The organism is Streptomyces rhizoryzae (genome assembly GCF_023155275.1).
GTDB lineage: Bacteria > Actinomycetota > Actinomycetes > Streptomycetales > Streptomycetaceae > Streptomyces > Streptomyces rhizoryzae.
This window is the reverse complement of sequence record NZ_JALMUV010000060.1, coordinates 18,402-36,788: the sequence shown is the minus strand read 5'-3', so window position 1 is coordinate 36,788 and position 18,387 is coordinate 18,402. Positions and strand designations below refer to the sequence as shown.

General features: G+C 71.2%; 16 protein-coding genes and 1 pseudogene. 11 read left to right on the top strand and 6 right to left on the bottom strand.

The window, feature by feature from the left end; translation table 11 throughout:
• Window positions 1-17: 17 nt before the first annotated feature.
• Complete coding sequence (locus tag MUU72_RS35485; RefSeq protein ID WP_282505134.1) at window positions 18-149, top strand: ferritin family protein; 132 nt, start codon at window positions 18-20, stop codon at window positions 147-149.
• Between the two features lie 60 nt (window positions 150-209).
• Here MUU72_RS35485 and MUU72_RS31925 read toward each other — a convergent pair whose 3' ends face one another.
• Window positions 210-734: a DUF2231 domain-containing protein gene (locus MUU72_RS31925; RefSeq protein WP_248016935.1), complete on the bottom strand. Its 525-nt coding sequence runs from the start codon at window positions 732-734 to the stop codon at window positions 210-212.
• A gap of 505 nt (window positions 735-1,239) precedes the next feature.
• Between MUU72_RS31925 and MUU72_RS31920 the strand changes: the two genes are divergently transcribed.
• Both MUU72_RS31920 and MUU72_RS31915 read left to right on the top strand, forming a co-directional pair.
• Window positions 1,240-1,515 carry an SHOCT domain-containing protein gene (locus MUU72_RS31920; RefSeq protein WP_248016934.1) on the top strand — a complete coding sequence of 92 codons (276 nt, stop codon included), beginning with the start codon at window positions 1,240-1,242 and terminating at the stop codon, window positions 1,513-1,515.
• The gene (locus MUU72_RS31915; protein ID WP_248016933.1) at window positions 1,512-2,126 is read left to right on the top strand and encodes a sulfocyanin-like copper-binding protein; all 615 of its coding nucleotides are present in this window, start codon (window positions 1,512-1,514) and stop codon (window positions 2,124-2,126) included. The genes MUU72_RS31920 and MUU72_RS31915 overlap by 4 nt, the downstream gene beginning before the upstream one ends.
• A 352-nt stretch (window positions 2,127-2,478) precedes the next feature.
• Here MUU72_RS31915 and MUU72_RS31910 read toward each other — a convergent pair whose 3' ends face one another.
• Complete coding sequence (locus MUU72_RS31910) at window positions 2,479-3,024, bottom strand: hypothetical protein (protein ID WP_248016932.1); 546 nt, start codon at window positions 3,022-3,024, stop codon at window positions 2,479-2,481.
• Window positions 3,025-3,132: 108 nt separating this feature from the next.
• Between MUU72_RS31910 and MUU72_RS31905 the strand changes: the two genes are divergently transcribed.
• Window positions 3,133-3,312, top strand: coding sequence for an HFCD family protein (locus tag MUU72_RS31905; protein ID WP_248016937.1), 180 nt, complete (start codon window positions 3,133-3,135; stop codon window positions 3,310-3,312).
• Between the two features lie 48 nt (window positions 3,313-3,360).
• Here the strand turns inward: MUU72_RS31905 and MUU72_RS35970 are convergent.
• Window positions 3,361-3,671 (bottom strand): annotated as a pseudogene (locus MUU72_RS35970) (hypothetical protein); the annotation flags it as partial.
• A gap of 193 nt (window positions 3,672-3,864) precedes the next feature.
• Between MUU72_RS35970 and sbnA the strand changes: the two are divergent.
• Genes sbnA through MUU72_RS31875 form a run of 5 tightly spaced genes read left to right on the top strand, consistent with a single transcriptional unit; the run spans window position 3,865 to window position 11,809 of the window.
• Window positions 3,865-4,881 (top strand): 2,3-diaminopropionate biosynthesis protein SbnA, encoded by a 1,017-nt coding sequence (gene sbnA, locus MUU72_RS31895; protein ID WP_248016931.1) that lies wholly within the window; start codon window positions 3,865-3,867, stop codon window positions 4,879-4,881.
• A gap of 13 nt (window positions 4,882-4,894) precedes the next feature.
• Window positions 4,895-5,914 (top strand): 2,3-diaminopropionate biosynthesis protein SbnB, encoded by a 1,020-nt coding sequence (gene sbnB, locus MUU72_RS31890; RefSeq protein ID WP_248016930.1) that lies wholly within the window; start codon window positions 4,895-4,897, stop codon window positions 5,912-5,914.
• 3 nt (window positions 5,915-5,917) lie between these two features.
• A complete protein-coding gene (locus tag MUU72_RS31885) occupies window positions 5,918-6,127 on the top strand; it encodes an MbtH family protein (protein WP_248016929.1) in 210 nt (69 codons plus the stop codon).
• On the top strand, window positions 6,085-6,861 hold the full coding sequence (locus MUU72_RS31880) for a thioesterase II family protein (protein WP_248016928.1): 777 nt from the start codon (window positions 6,085-6,087) through the stop codon (window positions 6,859-6,861). Before MUU72_RS31885 ends, MUU72_RS31880 begins: the two co-directional genes overlap by 43 nt.
• A 13-nt stretch (window positions 6,862-6,874) precedes the next feature.
• Entirely contained in the window at window positions 6,875-11,809 is a 4,935-nt protein-coding gene (locus MUU72_RS31875) for a non-ribosomal peptide synthetase (protein WP_248016927.1), read from the top strand.
• A gap of 321 nt (window positions 11,810-12,130) precedes the next feature.
• Here the strand turns inward: MUU72_RS31875 and MUU72_RS31870 are convergent, their stop codons facing one another.
• Window positions 12,131-13,540: an MFS transporter gene (locus MUU72_RS31870; RefSeq protein ID WP_248016926.1), complete on the bottom strand. Its 1,410-nt coding sequence runs from the start codon at window positions 13,538-13,540 to the stop codon at window positions 12,131-12,133.
• 9 nt (window positions 13,541-13,549) lie between these two features.
• Window positions 13,550-14,953, bottom strand: a complete 1,404-nt coding sequence (locus tag MUU72_RS31865; RefSeq protein WP_248016925.1) for a hypothetical protein — start codon at window positions 14,951-14,953, stop codon at window positions 13,550-13,552.
• A 229-nt stretch (window positions 14,954-15,182) separates the two neighbouring features.
• On the opposite strand from MUU72_RS31865, the gene MUU72_RS31860 reads away from it, so the two are divergent.
• The gene (locus MUU72_RS31860) at window positions 15,183-15,995 is read left to right on the top strand and encodes a phytanoyl-CoA dioxygenase family protein (RefSeq protein WP_248016924.1); all 813 of its coding nucleotides are present in this window, start codon (window positions 15,183-15,185) and stop codon (window positions 15,993-15,995) included.
• Window positions 15,996-16,254: 259 nt separating this feature from the next.
• Complete coding sequence (locus MUU72_RS31855) at window positions 16,255-17,403, top strand: GNAT family N-acetyltransferase (RefSeq protein WP_248016923.1); 1,149 nt, start codon at window positions 16,255-16,257, stop codon at window positions 17,401-17,403.
• Between the two features lie 170 nt (window positions 17,404-17,573).
• Here the strand turns inward: MUU72_RS31855 and MUU72_RS31850 are convergent, their stop codons facing one another.
• Window positions 17,574-18,320, bottom strand: a complete 747-nt coding sequence (locus tag MUU72_RS31850) for a 2OG-Fe dioxygenase family protein (RefSeq protein ID WP_248016922.1) — start codon at window positions 18,318-18,320, stop codon at window positions 17,574-17,576.
• Window positions 18,321-18,387 lie beyond the last annotated feature (67 nt).

Below are 18,387 nucleotides of genomic sequence, written 5' to 3'. Positions count from 1 at the left end.
AGTACGAGTCCCGCACCATGTACCCCACCTACGCCCGCCAGGCGAAGACGGCCGGCGACACCAACGCCGCCACCCAGTTCACCCACAACGCCACCGACGAGGCCGGCCACGCCCGCGCCTTCCAGAACGCCCGCAACCAACTCCACTGACCCGCACCACCCGGTGACGGCCAGGGCGGGCCCGCGACCAGGGCCCGCCCCAGCCACCGGTCAGCCCTGCCGGCCCCAGCGCCGCTGCTCCGGCCGGTGCCACGCCGCTTTCGCGCCCGAGTGCCCGGCATCGTAGGTGGCGTAGCCGGCACCTGCGGCGATGATCAGCGTCAGCAGCACCGCCAACAGCCGCACCAGAACGTGCGGGCCGGCGGGCTCCCGGTCCTCGGCCCCACCGCCCACGGCCGCGCGGGCCATCGCCCTGCGGTAGACCCACCACAGCAGCACGCTCACCACCAGAAGAGCCACCGTCCACGGCAGCACCCCCTCACCCGCCTCCTCGTGCCGCTCCACCAAGCCGTTCTCCGGCACGTGCTCCTCCAGCCACGACCCCGCACCGGTGGTGAACGGCACCAGGACCACGCACACCAGCGCGAGGAGAGGCAGCACCAGACCGAAGCGGCGCAGCACCGGGGGCCAGACGGCACAGGCCACTGCCGCAAGCGCGGCCAGCGGGACCAGCACCACGACGAAGTGGGCGAACAACACATGCGTGGGGATCCCGTCCCACAACGAGGTCTGCACGGCTCAGCTCCTGAAACTCGGAAACGACGTGGCGCCCGGGGCAGGGTGAGGGGAAGCGAAGCCAGGCACCGTGCCAGGCATCGTGTGACGGGAACCGAAACGAATGCCTTCGAGAGGCCCCTCGCGCCCATGCGCCATGAGCCTGGGCGCCTGAGGTGCCGTTCGCCGCCGCGCAACCGCGAAGTCGACAAACGACGTGCGAGGCACGCGCATCTCTCTTGCCCGCAGCCCCATAGCTCATTGCTATCGGTTCGCCACTTTGCGCGATCTCTGGATCGAAAGGTACGGATGCGCGGGCGACCGGCAAGGAAGCGCGCCGGTATTGCCAACCCTCACCTCGATGATGGCCAGGAGGGCCATAACTGGAATGCGCCCCTCGAACACTGCGCCGCGCAGAGACAGCCCCGTACCGGCGCTCCGCTCACTTGGGCGCCCTGTGGGCCGCCCAGCGGGAGCATCCTGGAGCTGAAGGCTGCATTGCCGGCCCGGAGAGGTGATCGGCGTGATGTGGTACGACGGGGGCTGGAGCTGGGACGGGTGGCTCGCCATGGGCGTGATCATGGTGTTGTTCTGGGGGTTGATCATTGCCGTCATCGCGATGCTCTTCCGCTTCTTCAGCAGCGGTCACCGCGCCCGACGGACTGGCCCCCCTCCGCCCGGCGGTGAGCCGGGATGGGGCGGCAGACGTGCGGAGGACCTGCTGGCCGAGCGGTTCGCTCGCGGGGAGATCGACGAGGAGGAGTACCGGCGCCGGCTCAGGCTCCTGCGGGAGCACCGATGACCACCGGTGGCCCGCGCAGGCTGTGGCCTGTCGTGGCCGGGGCGGTCGCCGCGCTCGTGCTCGGTGTCGCCACGACGGTCGTGCTCGCCGTCACGGGGCCCTTCCAAAGCCCTGCGCCCGTGACCGGACGCCCACCGGGCGCACAGTGCAGTGCCCCGGCGCCGGCCGGCCATGTGGTGAACGTGACAGTGGGCGACATGGGATCCGGCATGATGCGCGGCGCGGGTGCACGTACCACGGCGCCCGGCGGCAGTCTTCGGCACGGCATGGGCATGATGTGGCTGAGGGTGGCGCCGAACACCGTCCCCGCCGGCGTGGTCTCGCTGCGGGTCGTCAACGACGGCACCCTTCCTCACGAGGTCGTCGTGCTGCCGTTGCCTCCCGGGAAGGCGGCGGGTAACCGAGTGGTCGGCGCCGGGGGGACCGTCAGCGAGGCAGGCAGCCTGGGCGAAGCCTCGCGTACCTGCGGGGCCGGTAGCGGACAGGGCATCGCTCCCGGTGCCATCGGCTGGACCACGGTGAGGCTGCCCCCGGGCCCGTACGAGCTGGTGTGCAACTTCCCCGGTCACTACGCGGCCGGTATGCACACCGAACTGGACGTCACGTCCTGACCGGGCACTCGGAGCCGCCAGCGAGGACGACCGTGCCGCCGAGGATCCGTCTTGCTCGTGACCTGCGCGGAGCGGCGAACCCCCCTTTTCTTCCTTGGCGGTTCTCCGACAGTGAGATCTCTGCTCCGAAGTTCGGATGGGTGGCCGACCCCGATGCCTGCATTTGGTCTCGCATATCGGAGTCCGAGCCCTTGCGAGCCACACAGGGCAACACGCCGACGCGTAGCCACCCGGCGCTGCCGAATCTGTGGCGCCCGCTCGTAGGGCGTCACCCCATGCCTGGTCAGCCGATCGCCATGCCGATCGGGCCGTGGCATCGCGGCTCCGGCGATCCATGTCCTGACTGCCGGGTTCATCCAGCTGGCGTACGCAGTGCCGTCTCGGCCTGGCGGGTGCGCCATTCCTCCACGGTCTTCTGCTGCTGCCGGGCCCGCTCCAGCAGTCTGTCGAGCAGGGCGGAATCCAAGCGCTCGTCCGTCGCACTGAGCCGGCGCAGGGTCTGCCATCCGGCCGCCTTGCCCTCCGTCGCCATGCGCAGCGCCTCCAGTTCGAGCACGGTGCTGAGCGGAGAACGCCGCACCAGGCGGCCGTTGCCCTTCAGCCGCCCCAGCTTCTCGCTCGCCCAACCTGCGCATACCTTGTAGCGGCGTACGGGTACCCCCAGGTCCCGCATGATGCCCAGCAGCGCCGACCGGTCCTCGGCGATCTCGGCGGCGACCGGACCAAGCGCCCTTCCGAGCGGGGAGCCACGAGCGGCTCGCACCAAGTGGTCGGCCCGCTGGGTGCCCGCGGTGGCGCCGGCGAGGTGGTCGTTGAGATAGATGCCGAGCAGCTTCATGTCGGAGCCGGGTGCGGGCGGGCGGCATCGAGACACGCCCGAGCTCGGTGCGGCGTTCATCGAGAAGCTCCTTTCTGTCTACGGGAATACCTCGGCTTCGCATCGGCGCGATACAGGGCATTCAGGCAAGTTCAAGCGAGAGGTGACGACATACGGTTGGTCGTAGGGATGACGGGCGCCACGGGGGCGATTCTGGGTATTCACCTGGAAAACATGTTAGCCCTCTCCCGGATGGGAGTGACGATTCTGCCGCCCATGCCGGCCTTCTATAACAAGCCCGAATCGATAGACGACATCGTGAACCACCTGGTTGCCCGCGTCATGGACCAGTTCCGCCTCGACAGTTAGCGCGCGGTGCACTGGGAGGGGCCTTCTACGGCGCGTGGCCATAACGTCTCACCCCTCACCACTCGGACGCAGTCGTTGCCTGAACCGCAACTGTGACGCCGTAGCCGCGACAGCGCGGTCGCCGGTTTTCGGCACACGGTCCGTGCCGGCGCCGCCTCCTGCCAGGCGGAACCACAGGCGGCGCGGTTCCCAGAGCCTTGCCCGGCCGGTCAGGGCGAGCATGGGCATCCGGGCCAGCAGGTCGAGAGCGCTCCGGTCTCCAGCCAGATGCCGTTCTGCGCGGTGTGGTGCAGCGGAAGGTTGCGCAGGCCGGTCGAACGCGCGGCCCGGACGCGGTCCTCCGCGGAATCTCGAGGACGTGCCGGTGGACGGCTTCGGTGATCACCATGCCGACCGAGCGGGACAGCCAGCGCCCGCGCCAGCCCGCATTGCCCGGCCCGAGCCGGGCCGCGACGGCCTCCACGCCCGGGCAGCCCCCCGGACAGGCTTTTGTCGTACCGCGCTTGAGTCGGGGTTGAGCCGTCCCGACCGGCCGCGTGCCACACTCGGCCCATGCTCCACAGGCGTGCTGATCAATTTCTGAGCGAACGGACAAAGCAAATCCGCCGGGGCCTCATGGGAACCCCGCTGATTCCCTTGGCGGACGAGCGGTGTGACATCGTCGCCAAGCTGGAATTCTGCAATCCCGCCGGAAGTACCAAAGACCGTTCGGCACTGTGGATTTTGGAACAGGCAATCGGTCGCGGGGAGATAGCGCACGACACCACGGTGGTCGAGTCGTCGTCCGGCAATTTCGCGCTGGCCCTGGCTTTCTACTGTCGGATTCTTGGCATCTCGTTCGTCCCGGTCATCGATCCGAACTGCAATGAGGCCACCGAGGCCCAGCTCCGGCAGCTCTGTGAACGGGTGGAGAAGGTTTCCCTCCGTGATGCGGCAGGCAGCTACCTGAAGACCCGGCTGTCCCGGGTGCAGGAACTGCTGGTGGAGCTCGACTCGGCCTATTGGCCCAACCAGTACGCCAATCCCGATGCCCGCGACGCGCATTACCGCTTCACCGCGGGTGAGCTGATCGCCCAGGCCGGCCCGCTCGACTACCTCTTCGTCGGCGTGGGCACGGGCGGCACGATCGCCGGGCTCTCCCACCGGATCAAGGAAACGTACCCGGGCTGTGTGGTCGTCGCGGTCGACACCGAAGGCTCGGTGATCTTCGGAGGCCCGCCGAAGAAGCGGCGCATCCCCGGCATCGGCTCCAGCATCGTGCCGCCGCTGTGCGGCCAGGCGCTGATCGACCAGGTCGAGATCGTCTCCGAGGTACGCGCCGTCGAGGCGTGCGGCGCCCTGGTCGCCACGTACGGCCTGTACGCGGGAGGTTCGACCGGCAGCAGCTATGCCGCCGTCCAGGACTACTTCGCTCGTCACCCTCCCGGCGCACACCGTCCCCGGGTCGCCTTCCTCGCCGCCGACCGCGGCCATGCCTACGCCCGGACCGTCTACGACCCCACGTGGGTCCAGCAGCTGCGCGCGGAAGCGGTACCGCCCGCCGGCGTCGAAGCCCTGGCCGTCAAGTGAAGGAGAGCCACCCGTGTCCAGCCTGGCCCCACCGCCCCTGACCGTGATCGGCGCGGGCGACGTCGCCGCCGAGACGGACCGTCACCGTCCGGAGCTCATCGACGTCGTCCGTGCCGCCTACCTCGCGCACGACGCCGGACAGAGCTCGAACCCGCACAGCTCGTTCCTGCGCTTCCCGCACCACAGCCGGTCGCGCATCATCTCCCTGCCCGCCTACCTGGGCGGCGAGTTCGAGGTCGCCGGCAACAAGTGGATCGCCAGCTTTCCGGACAACACCCGCCACGGAATCCCCCGCGCCTCGGCCACGCTGATCCTCAACGACTGCGTCACCGGCTACCCGTTCGCCTGCATGGAGTCCTCGATCGTCTCGGCGACACGGACCGCGGCCTCCGCGGTGCTCGGCGCGCAGACGCTGCTCGGCGCGCGCCGTGCCCGCCGGGTCGGCATCGTGGGCACGGGTCTGATCGCCCAGCACGTAGGGCGGTTCCTGCGTGATCTCCACTGGGAGATCGACAGCTTCCGGCTCTTCGACCTCGACCCGGCCACGGCGGGCCGCTTCGGCGCCGCCATGGCCGAGCACACCAAGGCCGAGATCATGGTCGCCGACACGGCGCAGGACGCGTTCACCGACTGCGACCTGGTGGTGCTGACCACCGTGGCCGGCGAACCACACCTGCACGACCCCCGGCTGCTGGCCCACAACCCGGTGGTCCTGCACCTGTCCCTGCGCGACCTCGCCCCCGAGATGATCCTCACCGCCCAGAACTTCACCGACGACATCGACCACGCCGTACGCGAGCGCACCTCGCTGCACCTGACCGAACAGCGCACCGGCAACCGGGACTTCATCGACGGCACCCTCGGCGACCTGCTGCGCGGACGGCTGCACCGGGACCCCGAACGCCCGGCGATCTTCTCACCGTTCGGACTGGGCGTACTCGACCTCGCCGTCGGCAAATGGGTACACGACCGCGTCGTCGCCGCGGGCCGGGGCCACCGCGCAAACGACTTCTTCACCGGAGTAGGGACCTGACCCATGAGCGCCTCACCCACCCCGCACCCCACCGAGGACCGGTACGCCGTCGTGATGAACGACCAGGAGCAGTACTCGGTCTGGTTCGCCGACCGTGCCCTGCCCGCCGGCTGGATTGCCACCGGCGCGCAGGGCACCCGCCAGGAATGCCTGGACCACATCGAGCAGGTGTGGACCGACCTGACCCCGCGCTCCGTGCGAGCGCCACGATGACGGCCGCCGACCACGCAGCGACCTGGCTGCGCGGGCTCGGCAGCCGTGAACCCACCGCACAGCACCGCCTGTTCGTCTTCCCGCACGCCGGAGCCGGCGCCTCCGCCTACCAGCTGGCGGCGCACCTGCCGGACACCCTCGAAGTCTGTACGGTCCAGTTGCCCGGCCGCGAGACCCGGCTCGCCGAACCGGCCCTGACATCCCTGGACAAGGCCGTGGCCGCACTCGCACCGCTCATCGCGAACCACACCGACCTGCCCTACGCCTTCTTCGGGCACAGCATGGGCTCCCTGATCGCCTTCGAGACGACCCGGCGGCTCCGTGCACTCGGCACGCGCCTACCCGAGCGCCTGTTCCTGTCGGGCATGCGCGCACCCGGCCTGCCGGACCGCGACCCGCGGCACACCCTGCCCGACGACAAGCTGCTCGCCACAGCCGCATTCGACGGCGTCGATCCCGAGTTGCAGGAACTGCTGCTGCCGCTGCTGCGCGCGGACCTCACGCTGTGCGAGACGTACACGCACCGGGCCGAGGCACCCCTGCCCTGCCCCCTGACCGTGCTGGCCGGCTCGGACGACGACAGCGTCGACGAAGCGGAGCTCGCCGACTGGCGCAAGCACACCTCGGCCGACTTCGCACTGCACCTGTTCCCGGGCGCCCCCCACCTGTATGTCCGCGGCTCGGAACGACAGCTGGCGGAGACGATCACGCGCACCTTCCCCGCACGAAGCTGAGAGAGGATCGTTCATGGCGCCGACCACCCTGGTCGCCCTGTGGGAGCAGCAGGCAGCCGCGGCACCCGACGCGGTCGCCGTCGTCGCGGGAGCACACCGCGCCACCTACGCCGACGTGGACCGCCGGGCCACGGCACTCGCCGCCGAGTTGCAGGCCCGCGGCATCGGACCGGAGGACCTGGTCGGCGTCTGTCTCGGCCGCTCGGTCGAGATGGTCGTGGCCCTGCTCGGCATCCTGAAGTCCGGCGCCGCGTACCTGCCCCTCGACCCGAGCTACCCGGCCGACCGGCTGCGGCACATGACCACCGACTCCGGGGCCGGGCTGTGGCTGTGCGACGCGGACCACCGCGCGCAGGCCCTGGCGTCCGGCGTGGCCGACGTCCTGCTGGTCGAGGACCTCCCCGCGGAACCTGCCGCGCCGGTGGCCCCGGTGGTACACCCGCACCACCTGGCCTACGTCATCTACACCTCCGGTTCGACCGGTCTGCCCAAGGGCGTGGCCGTCGACCACGCGGCGCTCGCCTCGTTCCTGCGGAGTGCGGCCGAACGCCCCGGCCTCGCGGCCGACGACCGGGTCCTCGCGCTGACCCCGCTGTCGTTCGACATCTCGATACTGGAGCTGTTGCTGCCGCTGACCCGGGGAGCGACGGTGGTGATGGCCCCGCGCGCCGCCAACACCGACCCCGAGCTGCTGGCCGCCACCCTCGCCGAGGCGGGGGTGAGCGTCGTCCAGGCGACCCCCACCACCTGGCGGATGCTGCTGGCGTCCGGCTGGACGGACGGGCACGGCCGGATCCTGCTGTCGGGCGGTGAGCCGCTCGATCCGCAGCTGGCCCGCGATCTGCTCGCCACCGGCGGCACCCTGTGGAACCTGTACGGGCCGACCGAGGCGACGGTGTGGGCCACCGCCGCCCGCATCGACGCCGTGGCCGACCGGGTCACGGTCGGCACGGCCCTGTCCAACACCCGGCTGCACGTCGTCGACGAGGACGGGTGGGAGGCCGCCCCAGGAGTCACCGGCGAGCTGTGGATCGGCGGCGCGGGCGTGGCGCGCGGCTACCTCCACCGGCCCGCGCTGACCGCCGACCGGTTCGTGCCCGACCCGTTCGGGGACGCCTCCGGGCGCCTGTACCGGACCGGCGACCTCGCCCGGTGGTCCGCCGACGGCATGCTGGAGGTGCTGGGACGCAACGACCACCAGGTCAAGGTGCGCGGCTTCCGCATCGAGCTCGGCGAGATCGAAGCCTGTGTGCGCAGCCACCCCCTCGTCACGGACGCGGTGGTGCTCGTCGACCGCGAGGCGGCCGGCGGCGACCAGTTGGTGGCCTACCTCGTGCCCGCGCACGGCGCGCGGAACGCATCCGAGGACCTGCCCCGCCAGGTCCGTGACCACCTCGCGCAGCGGCTGCCCGCCCACATGGTGGCCCAGGGCTACGCAGTGCTCGACGCCCTGCCGCGCACCCCCGCGGGCAAGGCCGACCGCGGCGCCGTGCGGCGGACCCCGCACAGCCCGGTACGGGAGAGCGGGGCGATGCCCGACGACGCCCCGCTGCCGCCGCACACCGCGGCGGTGCGCCGCGTGTGGGCCGAGGTGCTCGGGCTGGACGAGGTGTCCCCGTACGACGACTTCTTCGGCCTGGGCGGCCAGTCGCTCACCGCGGTACGGGCCGTGGGCCGGCTGCGTGCGGAGCTCGGCGTGCCGGTCGACGTCCAGTCGGTCTTCGCCCATCCGACACCCGCCAGGCTCGCCGCGGCCCTGGACGGCGTGGCGCCCTCGGACGAGAAGCCGATCCCCGCGGCCGCGACCGCCGAACTCTCCTTCGGCCAGGAGCGGATCTGGTTCTTCGAGCAGCTCAACGACTCGGTGCCCGCCTACCACCTGCCGGTCGCCCTGGGCATGCCCGGCGGGCGCGTCGACCTGACGCTGCTCCAGGACTGCCTGTCCGCGCTGGTGCGACGGCACCCGGCGCTGCGCACGGCCCTCGTCGCCGTCGGCGGCCGGGTCCGCCCCGAACTGCGCGAGCCGGGACCGGTGCCGCTGCGCCGCACCGAGGTCGCCGAGGAGGACCTGGACGCGCTGGTCACCGAGCTGATCCGCGCCCCCTTCGCCCTCGACCGCCCCCCGCTGCTGCGCGCGGACGTGCTGCGCACCCCGAGCCGGGACCTCACGTTGCTGACGGTCCATCACATCGCGTGCGACGGGGCATCGGTCGACCTGCTGGTGCGGGAACTGGGCGAGCTGTACACCGAACTCGCCGCCGGCCGCCGCCCCGCCCCGGCACCGCTACCCGTGACGTACACCGACTACGCGGCCTGGCAGCGCGAGCGGCTCACCGGCGCCGAGCTGGAGCGGCTGCTCGACCACTGGCGCACCCGGCTGTCCGGCGTGCCCGTCCTGGAGCTGCCGACCAGCCGCCCCCGGCCGGCCGTCGCGAGCCACCGCGGCCGCCGCGAACTGCTGCGCGTCCCGGCCGACTTGGCGCACCGGCTGCGCACCCTGTGCCGGTCCGAGGGCGTCACCCTGTTCATGGGCCTGCTGGCCCCGTTGCAGGTGCTGCTCGGCCGGTACGCCGACGAGACCGATGTCGCCGTCGGCACCCTGACGGGCGGCCGCCCGCGCCCCGAACTGGACGAAGTGGTCGGCTACTTCGTGAACACCGTCGTCCTGCGTACCGACCTGTCGGGCGATCCGACCTGGCGCGAGCTGCTGGCCCGCGTCCGCGAGGTCGCGCGGCAGGCGTACGCGCACCAGGAGCTGCCCTTCGAGAAGCTGGTGGCGCAGCTGAGCCCGGAGCGCGACCTGAGCCGCAACCCGCTCTTCCAGGTGCTGTTCGCCCTGCACGAGGAGCCCCGGGCCGGTCACCTCACCGAGCTGTACGACCGCAAGGAGCTGGAGGGACGGCTCGGCACCGCCCGCTTCGACCTCGCCCTCGACGTGACGGACCACGCCGCCGGGGCCGGTGACCTCAGCATCTCCATCGAGTACGCCACGGACCTGTTCGACGCGGACTTCGTCCGGGGCCTCGGCCGGCACTTCCTGCGGGTGATCGAGCAGATGGTGTCCGGCCCCACGGCCCAGCTGTCCGAGCTGGAGATCGTCTCGGCCGATGAGCTGCGCGCCCTCTCCCTCGGCCACCGGGCCGAGCCGCTGCCCGAGCCGACCACCCTGGTCCGCCTGTGGGACCGCCAGGTGCGGACCACCCCGGACGCGGTCTGCGTGGTGGGCGACGGCCGGTCGCTGACGTTCGCCGAGACCGACGCGCGGGCCTCGGCCCTGGCCCGGGAGCTGCGGGCCGGGGGCGTGCGCCCCGAAAGCCTGGTCGGCGTCTGCCTGGAACGCTCGGTGGAGCTGGTGGTCGCCCTGCTGGGCGTGCTGAAGGCGGGCGGCGCCTACGTCCCGCTCGACCCCGGATACCCGGCGGACCGGCTGCGGTACCTGCTGGCCGACTCGGGCGTACGCCTGGTCGTCGCGGACCCGGGGCACCCCACCTCGGCGCTGTTCGGCGACGGCGTGCGGCTGGTGGCGGTGGACCAGGAACCCGGGGCGGACCCCGGACCGGCCGAGGAGGCACAACCGCACCACCTCGCCTACGTGATCTACACGTCCGGCTCGACCGGCAACCCCAAGGGCGTCGCGATCACCCACGCCAACATCACCGGGTTCCTGGAGTGGAACCAGCGGCTGTGCCGGCTCACCGGGCGGGACCGGGCCCTGCTCAACCACTCGGTGGCGTTCGACAACTCGGTCTGGGAGATCTTCCAGTGCCTGGTGTCCGGCGCCGAGCTGCACCTGGCGAGCCCCACCGCCGCCTACGACCCCGAGGAATTCCTGCGGGAGGTCGCCGAGCGCGGCATCACCACGCTCAACGCGACGCCCTCGCAGATGCGGATCCTGCTGGAGTCCGGTACGGACACCGCTCCCCGACTCGGCTCCGTACGCCTGGTGTTCACCGGTGCCGAGGCCGTGCCGCACGACGTGGCCCGCCGCATCCTGTCCGCCACCGCGCCGGGATGCCAGGTCTTCAACGAGTACGGGCCCACCGAAGCGACCGTCACCTCGGCGTTCTGCCCGATCACCGAGGAGCTGCTCGACCGGCACAGCCATCTCCCGAGCGTCCCGTTCGGCCGGGCGACCGACAACGCGCACCTCTACGTGCTGGACCCGCGGCTGCGCCCGGTCGCCCCGGGCTGTCGCGGCCAGCTGTACGTCGGCGGCAGCGCGGTCGGCCGCGGCTATCTCGGCAGGCCGGCCCGCACGGCCGCGGCGTACCTGCCCGACCCGTACGCCGCGGAGCCCGGCGCCCGTATGTACGCCACGGGCGACGTGGTCCGGCTGCTGCCCGACGGAAATCTGGTCTTCCTCGGCCGCAACGACCACCAGGTCAAGGTGCGCGGCTTCCGCATCGAGCTCGGCGAGATCGAGTCCGCACTCCAGAGCCACCCCGCCCTGGCCGACTGTGTGGTGGCCGTGCGCCGCACCCGCGCCGGTGTGGACCAGCTGGCGGCCTACCTGATCCCCGAGCACCCCGACCGGCCCGCCCCGGACCCGGCGGAACTGCGCGCCCACCTGGCGGAGCACCTGCCGCCGTACATGCTGCCGCAGAGCTACACCGTGATCGGCGAGATCCCCCTCACCCCGAACGGCAAGGTCGACCGGGACGCACTGCCCGACCCGCGCCCGGCGTCCGCCCCGGCCCCCGCCGTCCGCCGGGCCGTCACCGAGCAGCAGCGCCTCGTCGCCGAAGTGTGGCGGGAGTGCCTGGGCGTCGAGGACGACTTCGGGCCGCAGGACGACTTCTTCGACGTCGGCGGCACCTCGTTGACCCTCACCACGGTCGCGGGCCGGCTCGGCGAGCGACTCGGGCGCCGCGTCTCGCCGGCCCTGGTCTTCAGAAACCCCACCGTCGCGGGCCTCGCCGAGGCGCTGGAGGCGGACACCCAGCGGTGAGCGGCACCACCGGCACGAGCGTCGTCCTGGTCGACGCCTGTCCGGCGCGACACGGGCGGGCGGAGGCGTTCATGTCCCGCGGCTGTGCCCCCGTCCGCGTACGGAGCAGGGCGAAAGCAGGCCGGCGGGACTGCGCGGCGCGCGGCAACTGCTCGACGCGTACGTCCGAGTACGCCGGATCGCCGAGGGACTGCCCGTTCCGTGCGCCACCGGTGCTCCGGTGCCGGGAGTGGGGACATGCCAAGCGCCGACCGCCGCCGGTGTGCTGCCGGGCGGCGGTCGGCGCCGAGCGCGATGCGCGCTCGACAGGCGCGGGCAGGCTCAGCCGACGGGGTCGCCGTCGAGGTCCTCCACGGGGGCGACGTCCCCGGCCGGTGCGGCCCCGCTCGTGGCCGCGGGCCGCCGGTCGAGCCCGAGAGCCAGCGGTACGGCCAGCACGGTGATCGTGGTGAGGAACACCCAGGGCAGTGCCGGGCCGCCTTCCAACAGCGCGGTGAGCAGCGCCGGGGCGACCGCACTGCCGACCGACCAGGACAGCTGGTAGACGGCCAGATAGCGGCCCCGCAGATGTTCGGGCGCCATCACCACGCTCAGTTCGCTGGTCGGCGGCGAGCTGAGGATCTCTGCCAGGGTGTAGAGCACCATCGCGATCAGCAGTCCGGCGATCACCGCCCAGCCGGGCAGCACGAGCAGCGTGCCGAAGACGACGAACGCGGCCGCGTTGAGCAGCAGGGCCAGCACCAGCACCGTCACCGGCCTGCGGGCCTCGATCCACCGGCTGGCGAGCGTCTGGAGCAGCGCGACCATGGCCGTGTTCAGTACGACGAGCACGCCGACGATCCAGGAGCCGACATCGAGGTTGTCCGCCGCGTAGACGGCGAGCAGCACCGTGATCACCGTGGAGGCGAAGACGAAGGAGATGTTCGTCGCGACCAGCCGCAGATACCGGGTGTCCCTCAGCACGGTGCGGTAGCCGCCCGAGGGTTGTCCGGTGGAGTCACCGGCCGCCTGCTCCCGCTCGGCGGACTTCGGTTCCGCGGGCTTCGCCTCCCCGGGCTCCGACAGCGCGGGCGCCGGATCCGCGGCCCCGGCGCCGGCCGCCTCGCTCGTGTCCGCGCCCCGCAAGGTGATCACCAGCCAGCCTGCGACGGCGAAGGAGACCACGTTGATCACCATGACCGCCCGCAGCCCGGCGACCGTTCCGATGCTCAGGGCCACCGCGGACGCGGCGCCGCCGAAACCGACGCCGACATTGCGCAGGGCACGGACGAAGCCGAACCAGCGGGCCCGCTCAACGCCCCGGGCGACCAGCACGGTGAGCGGACTGCTGCCCATCCAGAAGGCGGTGGACCCCAGCTGCACCACGAACTGCCACAGCACGATCTGCCAGGCCGCGTGCGAGAACAGGAAACCGATGAATCCGGCCACCGAAACCCAGTTGCCCGCAGCGACCACGGTGCGCGGGCCGTAGGTGTCCAGCAGGCGCCCGATGAGGAGCGGAAAGGGCAGGACGAGCAGCTGGCCGACGGTCAGCGCGGCACCGACGGCGACCAGTGACAGCGACGTCGTCTTCACGAAGAAGACGACGACGAACGCCGTCACCAACCCGTTTCCCAGGCTGTCGATCAGGTTGGCCGTGACGAATCGGCCCTTTCCCGCGAGGTCCGGCAGACCCCAGGCCGTCTGAACGCGCCGCCACGCCGACGGCGCGGGGGAATGCTGCGGCATCATGGCTTCTCTTTACTTCGCTGCACCGGTGGGCAATTCGCCCGCGGCAGGCGCTTCGCCCCCGGCGGGCAGCTCGCTCTGCTGGAAGACGGCCGCGCTACGCGCCCTGGCATGCGACAGGACGGAGATGATGCCGCCCGAGCCGGCCGGCACCAGCTTGCCGAACACTCCTGCACAACCTTGCGGGGTGTAGAACATGCCATAGGCCGCATGCCATTCCTCGGTTTCCCCGGATACCGGGTCCACCACGAGCTCGGGCCGGGGGATCACTCTCTGCTGTACGACACATCCTTCGGCGGCGGAGTTCTCCAGAGCCCGCCGCCAAGAGGCGTCGTCCGTTTCCCAGCCCACCACGGCGCCGACTCCGCCGCCGCGCGCGTTGACCTTCAGGATCAACTCCTCGCGCCGCTCCAGGCATTCGTCGACGAGGTCGGTGTCCGTCTTGAGCGCGTCAGTGTTGATCAACCGGGTCCAGGGCAGCACCCGGTCGATGAGCCGGCACTCGTCCTCGCTGAGGTTGCGCCGCCGCGCCGGGTCCGACAGCAGCGCCATACAGGCCTTGTTGGCGAACATGTTGCTGGACAGCGGGGTCCACAGCAGCGTCCCGCCCGCTCGGTGCGCACGCAGCAGGGGTGCGACCAGGTCCCAGCCGTCGGGTGCCTCGGCGATCTGGTCCGCGACGAAGCCGCGGTAGACCACGTCGATCTTCGTGTCCCCGAGGTAGAGCGCCCCGCCGCGTTCGCGCACGTCGGAGACCTCGGCCATCCGGATGTCGAGGCCCGCCCAGCGCAGCGCCGACAGGTCGTTGAGCCAGGCGGCGCCGTAGTCCGCCAAACCGCCACGCCATTCCAGCAGGGCCACCACCGGCTCGCGCCCGGCCGCCACCGGGGCGCCGAAGCGGCGCAGCGCCTCCGCCGCGGCGCGAGCGGGATGCACGTAGCCAAGCCGATTCCGGCGCGCGAAGGCGGCGAAGGCGTCCACCTCCATCGTCGCCCGGGAGATTTCACCCGCGAGGCCCCAGCCGCCGGCCTCGCTCCCCAGATTGAATTCGAGGAGTTTGAACGAGGTGCCGTCGTGATACATGTCGGCCCGGCCGTACTGGGCCGGCAGTACGTCACCGAAATGTCGTATCGCTTTCCAGTGACTGTCGCTGATGCCCAGCACCGAGCGAAATGCTTCCAGATCGCCGCCGAACATCCGGTCCGGCAAAGAAAGAAGCATGTTGAGGAGGTGTTGCAGGTCATCGCCGAAATCGCGAACCTCACGCTCGGCGACGAAGAGGGGCCTGGCCAAATACTCGCCGTGCCACGGTGCGAGCGTCGGGAAGTTCTTGACGTGCTGGGCGACCGTGGGCAAGTCGCTGCCCGGTGCGCGGAACTCCTCGTTGTACTGGGCTGTTACCCGCTCCGCCGACATGAGGTCTCCGCTCCTGCTCGATGGTGGCCGGGCCCCTCGGCCCGCAGCGTTCATCGTTTCATCCCGGCTCTCGGCGCGACTCAATTGCGACTCAATTGTCAATCAACGGCCCCTGTGGGCACGGACGATCTGTGTTAACACTAGAATGCCCGAACGCATCGGCGGCGGCCATTTCACGAGCTGAAGAATGCTCCATCAACTCCCCCTCACTTTCAGGAGTAGCATCAGCATGCGACTGAACCAGACCCAAGTCGACGAATACCGCTCCAACGGATTCCTGCTGCTGGAATCCCTGCTGAACCAGCGAGAAGTGGAAGCACTGCGCTCCGCCTTCGAGCGGGACAGCATGCTCCCCGGCCCACAGGTCATCACCGAGGAAGGCGGGACGGAGGTCCGCGCGGTGTACTCCTCGCACCAGCGGCAACCGGAGTACGCCGGGCTCATCCGCGACCCGCGCGTGCTGCGCCCCGTCCAGCAACTGCTCGGCGACGACGTCTACATCTACCAGTTCAAGATCAACGCCAAGTCCGCCTTCGGCGGCGACAAGTGGGCCTGGCACCAGGACTACCTCGCCTGGCGCCTCGCGGACGGCCTGCCCGCCCCCCGGCAGATCAACGTCGGTGTCTTCCTGGACGACGTGACCGAGTTCAACGGGCCGGTCATCTTCCTGCCCGGATCCCACCGCGACGGGCTCGTCCGGGAGAGCCGGGCGGACTCCGCCAAGTCGGACCAGCACCTGGACCCCGATGACATCTCCCTGACCCCACAACAGCTCGCCCAGCTCGTCGGCCGCCACGGGATGTCCAGCCCCAAGGGCCCCGCCGGCTCCATAGTGTTCTTCTCGCCGGAGATCGTGCACGGTTCGGCGCCCAACATGTCCCCTTTCACCCGCAGGCTGCTCATCGCCACCTACAACGACGCGGCCAATCTGCCGCGACCGTCCGGCCAGGCCCGTCCCGCCCACGTGGTGTGCCGGGACACCGAACCGCTGCTCGCCCTGGACGTGCCGTTCTCGGAGAACCTCACGACGGTGACGGCATGACGGCATGACGGCCGGCACCGCGCGCGCCCTCGTACCACAGGAGTGCACCGCACCGCCGCTGCGACCGCGCACCTTCGGCTCGCAACCGGCCCGCGACGGGGGCAGGCCCGTCGCCCGCGGGTCCAGCGGCGCCTCTGGCACCGGTCAACCGCACGCCGCAAACGATCAGTCATCACCTACGCACGATGTTCGGCACACTCAGCGCCCGCTCGCGCAGCGAACGCGCGGGCACGGTCGGGCAGAAACCACGGGAGGCGCCATGACCGCCACGACGGACACTTTCGCCGACGCCATCGGCGGGCTCGGGGACACCGAGTGGGACCGGCTCGCCGGCGGCAGGTTCTACTCGTCGGCGCTGTGGCTGCGGGTGTGCGCCATCGACCCGGGGGCGGTCTCCGGCGGGCTGCACGTGCAGACCCCGGGCGGCGGCCGGGCCGCGATCCCCGTGGCGGCGGTGACCGACGAGCCCACCCCGGACCTGCGGTGGCACGACCTGCTTGCCGCGCGCGGCCTGCCGGCGCCCGAGCCGGGCGGCCTGCTCATCGGCCAGCGCCGCGGCTACCTGGCGCACCTGCTGACCGGCGAAGGAACCGATCGGACCGAGGCCGCCGCCGCGGTGCTCGACGCGGTCCGCGCGCTGCGCTCACCCCTGCACGAGGAGTCGAAGATCGCCCGCGTGGCGATGTACCTGACCACCGAGGACGTGGGGGCGCTGCGCGCGGCGGGAGTGCGGACCACCCCGGTCGCGTTGAAGACCGACGCCTGGATCGAGATCCCACCCGGCGGCTACCGAGCCTGGTTGGAGTCGCTGTCGGCGCACCGGGCGCGCCGTATCCGCAGCGAGATACGAAAGTTCGAGAAGGCCGGATACGAGCTGGAGCACCGGACGCTCGCCGAGTGCTGGCAGGACGTCGCCCGGCTGCTGGCCCGTTCGCTGCTGCGCTACGGCAGAACCGTCGACGTGGCGCCGATGGCGGAGTCCTTCCGCAAACAGGGGGAACTCGCCGGTTCGCGCGCCGAAGTGGTGCTGTGCTCGCGCCCCGGCGAACCGCCCGTCGGCTTCTGCCTGTACTACCGTTGCGGCGACACCGTGTACCTGCGGGGGCTCGGCCTCGACCACGACCAACTCGCCTCGGCCGCCGAGTACTTCAACATCACCTACTACATGGCGGCGCGGCTCCCGGGAGTGCGCCGGATTCACGCGGGCACCGAGACCGCGGAAGCAAAGGCACTGCGCGGCGCGACGCTCCGGCCGCTGTGGCTGCTGGACCTGTCCGAGGACAGCCCGCTGGCCGGGTACGACGAGGAGATCCGCGGGCACAACCGCGCCCTGCTCACCCGCCTGCGCGACTCCTCGCCCGCGATTTCCGACGCCCTGGAGTACGAGCTCTGGGAGCCGTACTGCTGAGGCCGACTGCCGCCGCGGCAGGGAGAGTTCTCCCACGCCGTGGACCCCGACCGGCTCCCATGGGAATCCACTCCAGGAATCCACGAAGGAGCCGGCCCGGGTCGGTGGCTGCCTTTGTCAGCGACACCCGTCTGACGCTCAAGCGGCACGCCGGGGCGGATGGCGCAGGCTCAGGCCACCGGGTTGAAGTCGACCTGGAGCATGTCGCGCACGCCCGAGGCACCCTCGGAGACGGTCGGTGAGACCTCGTGGGTGATCATGTTGTCGTCGAAGAACATGGAGTCGAGCGGCTGGAGCAGGGTGGTCTGCACGATGCCGCTGCCGTCGTTGGGGTGGACGGTGGACAGGCCGCCGGTGACGCCCTCGCGGCGCATCAGGTGCAAGCCGACGCAGGTATGGCCGTCGCGGTGGCGGCCCTCGGGGGTGGGCAGGCCATCGGCGCCGGCGCGGGCGACGACGCGGACCAGGTGGACCCCGACCGTCCACGAGGTGTTGCCGTTGACCGCGGTCGCCATTCGGGCGTCGAAGCTGACCAGGGCGCGCATGCCGGCGCTGAGCAGGACGTCCTCGGATGCCGGTTCGAAGACCCGGTCCTTGCCCTTCCAGAGCGGGATGGCGTCCTGGCGGAAGACGGCGTTGGGCAGGACCTCGAAGGTGACGGTGTCGCCGTCGACGTCGACGCGCAGCCGGCCGTAGCGGCGCTCGCGGTAGACGCCGACGCCGTCGACCTGGGTGTCGACCGGCAGGTTCTCCCAGGCGCCGCGGAGATCTTCGAGGTCGGCGTCGCCGATCAGCCCGGCGAGCTCCTGTTTGCCCAGGACGACGAAGCCGGTGCGGCGGACCTGCGCCGAGAAGGCGGGCACGCCGTCACGGAGCTGCGGTGCGGTGGTCAGCGTGGTGCTGGTGCTGTCGGTCATGGTGTTTCCCCTTTGCACGGGTGTCCCGGCGGGGCCGGCGTTTCCGGCCCGGCCGGGTGCGGTTGGT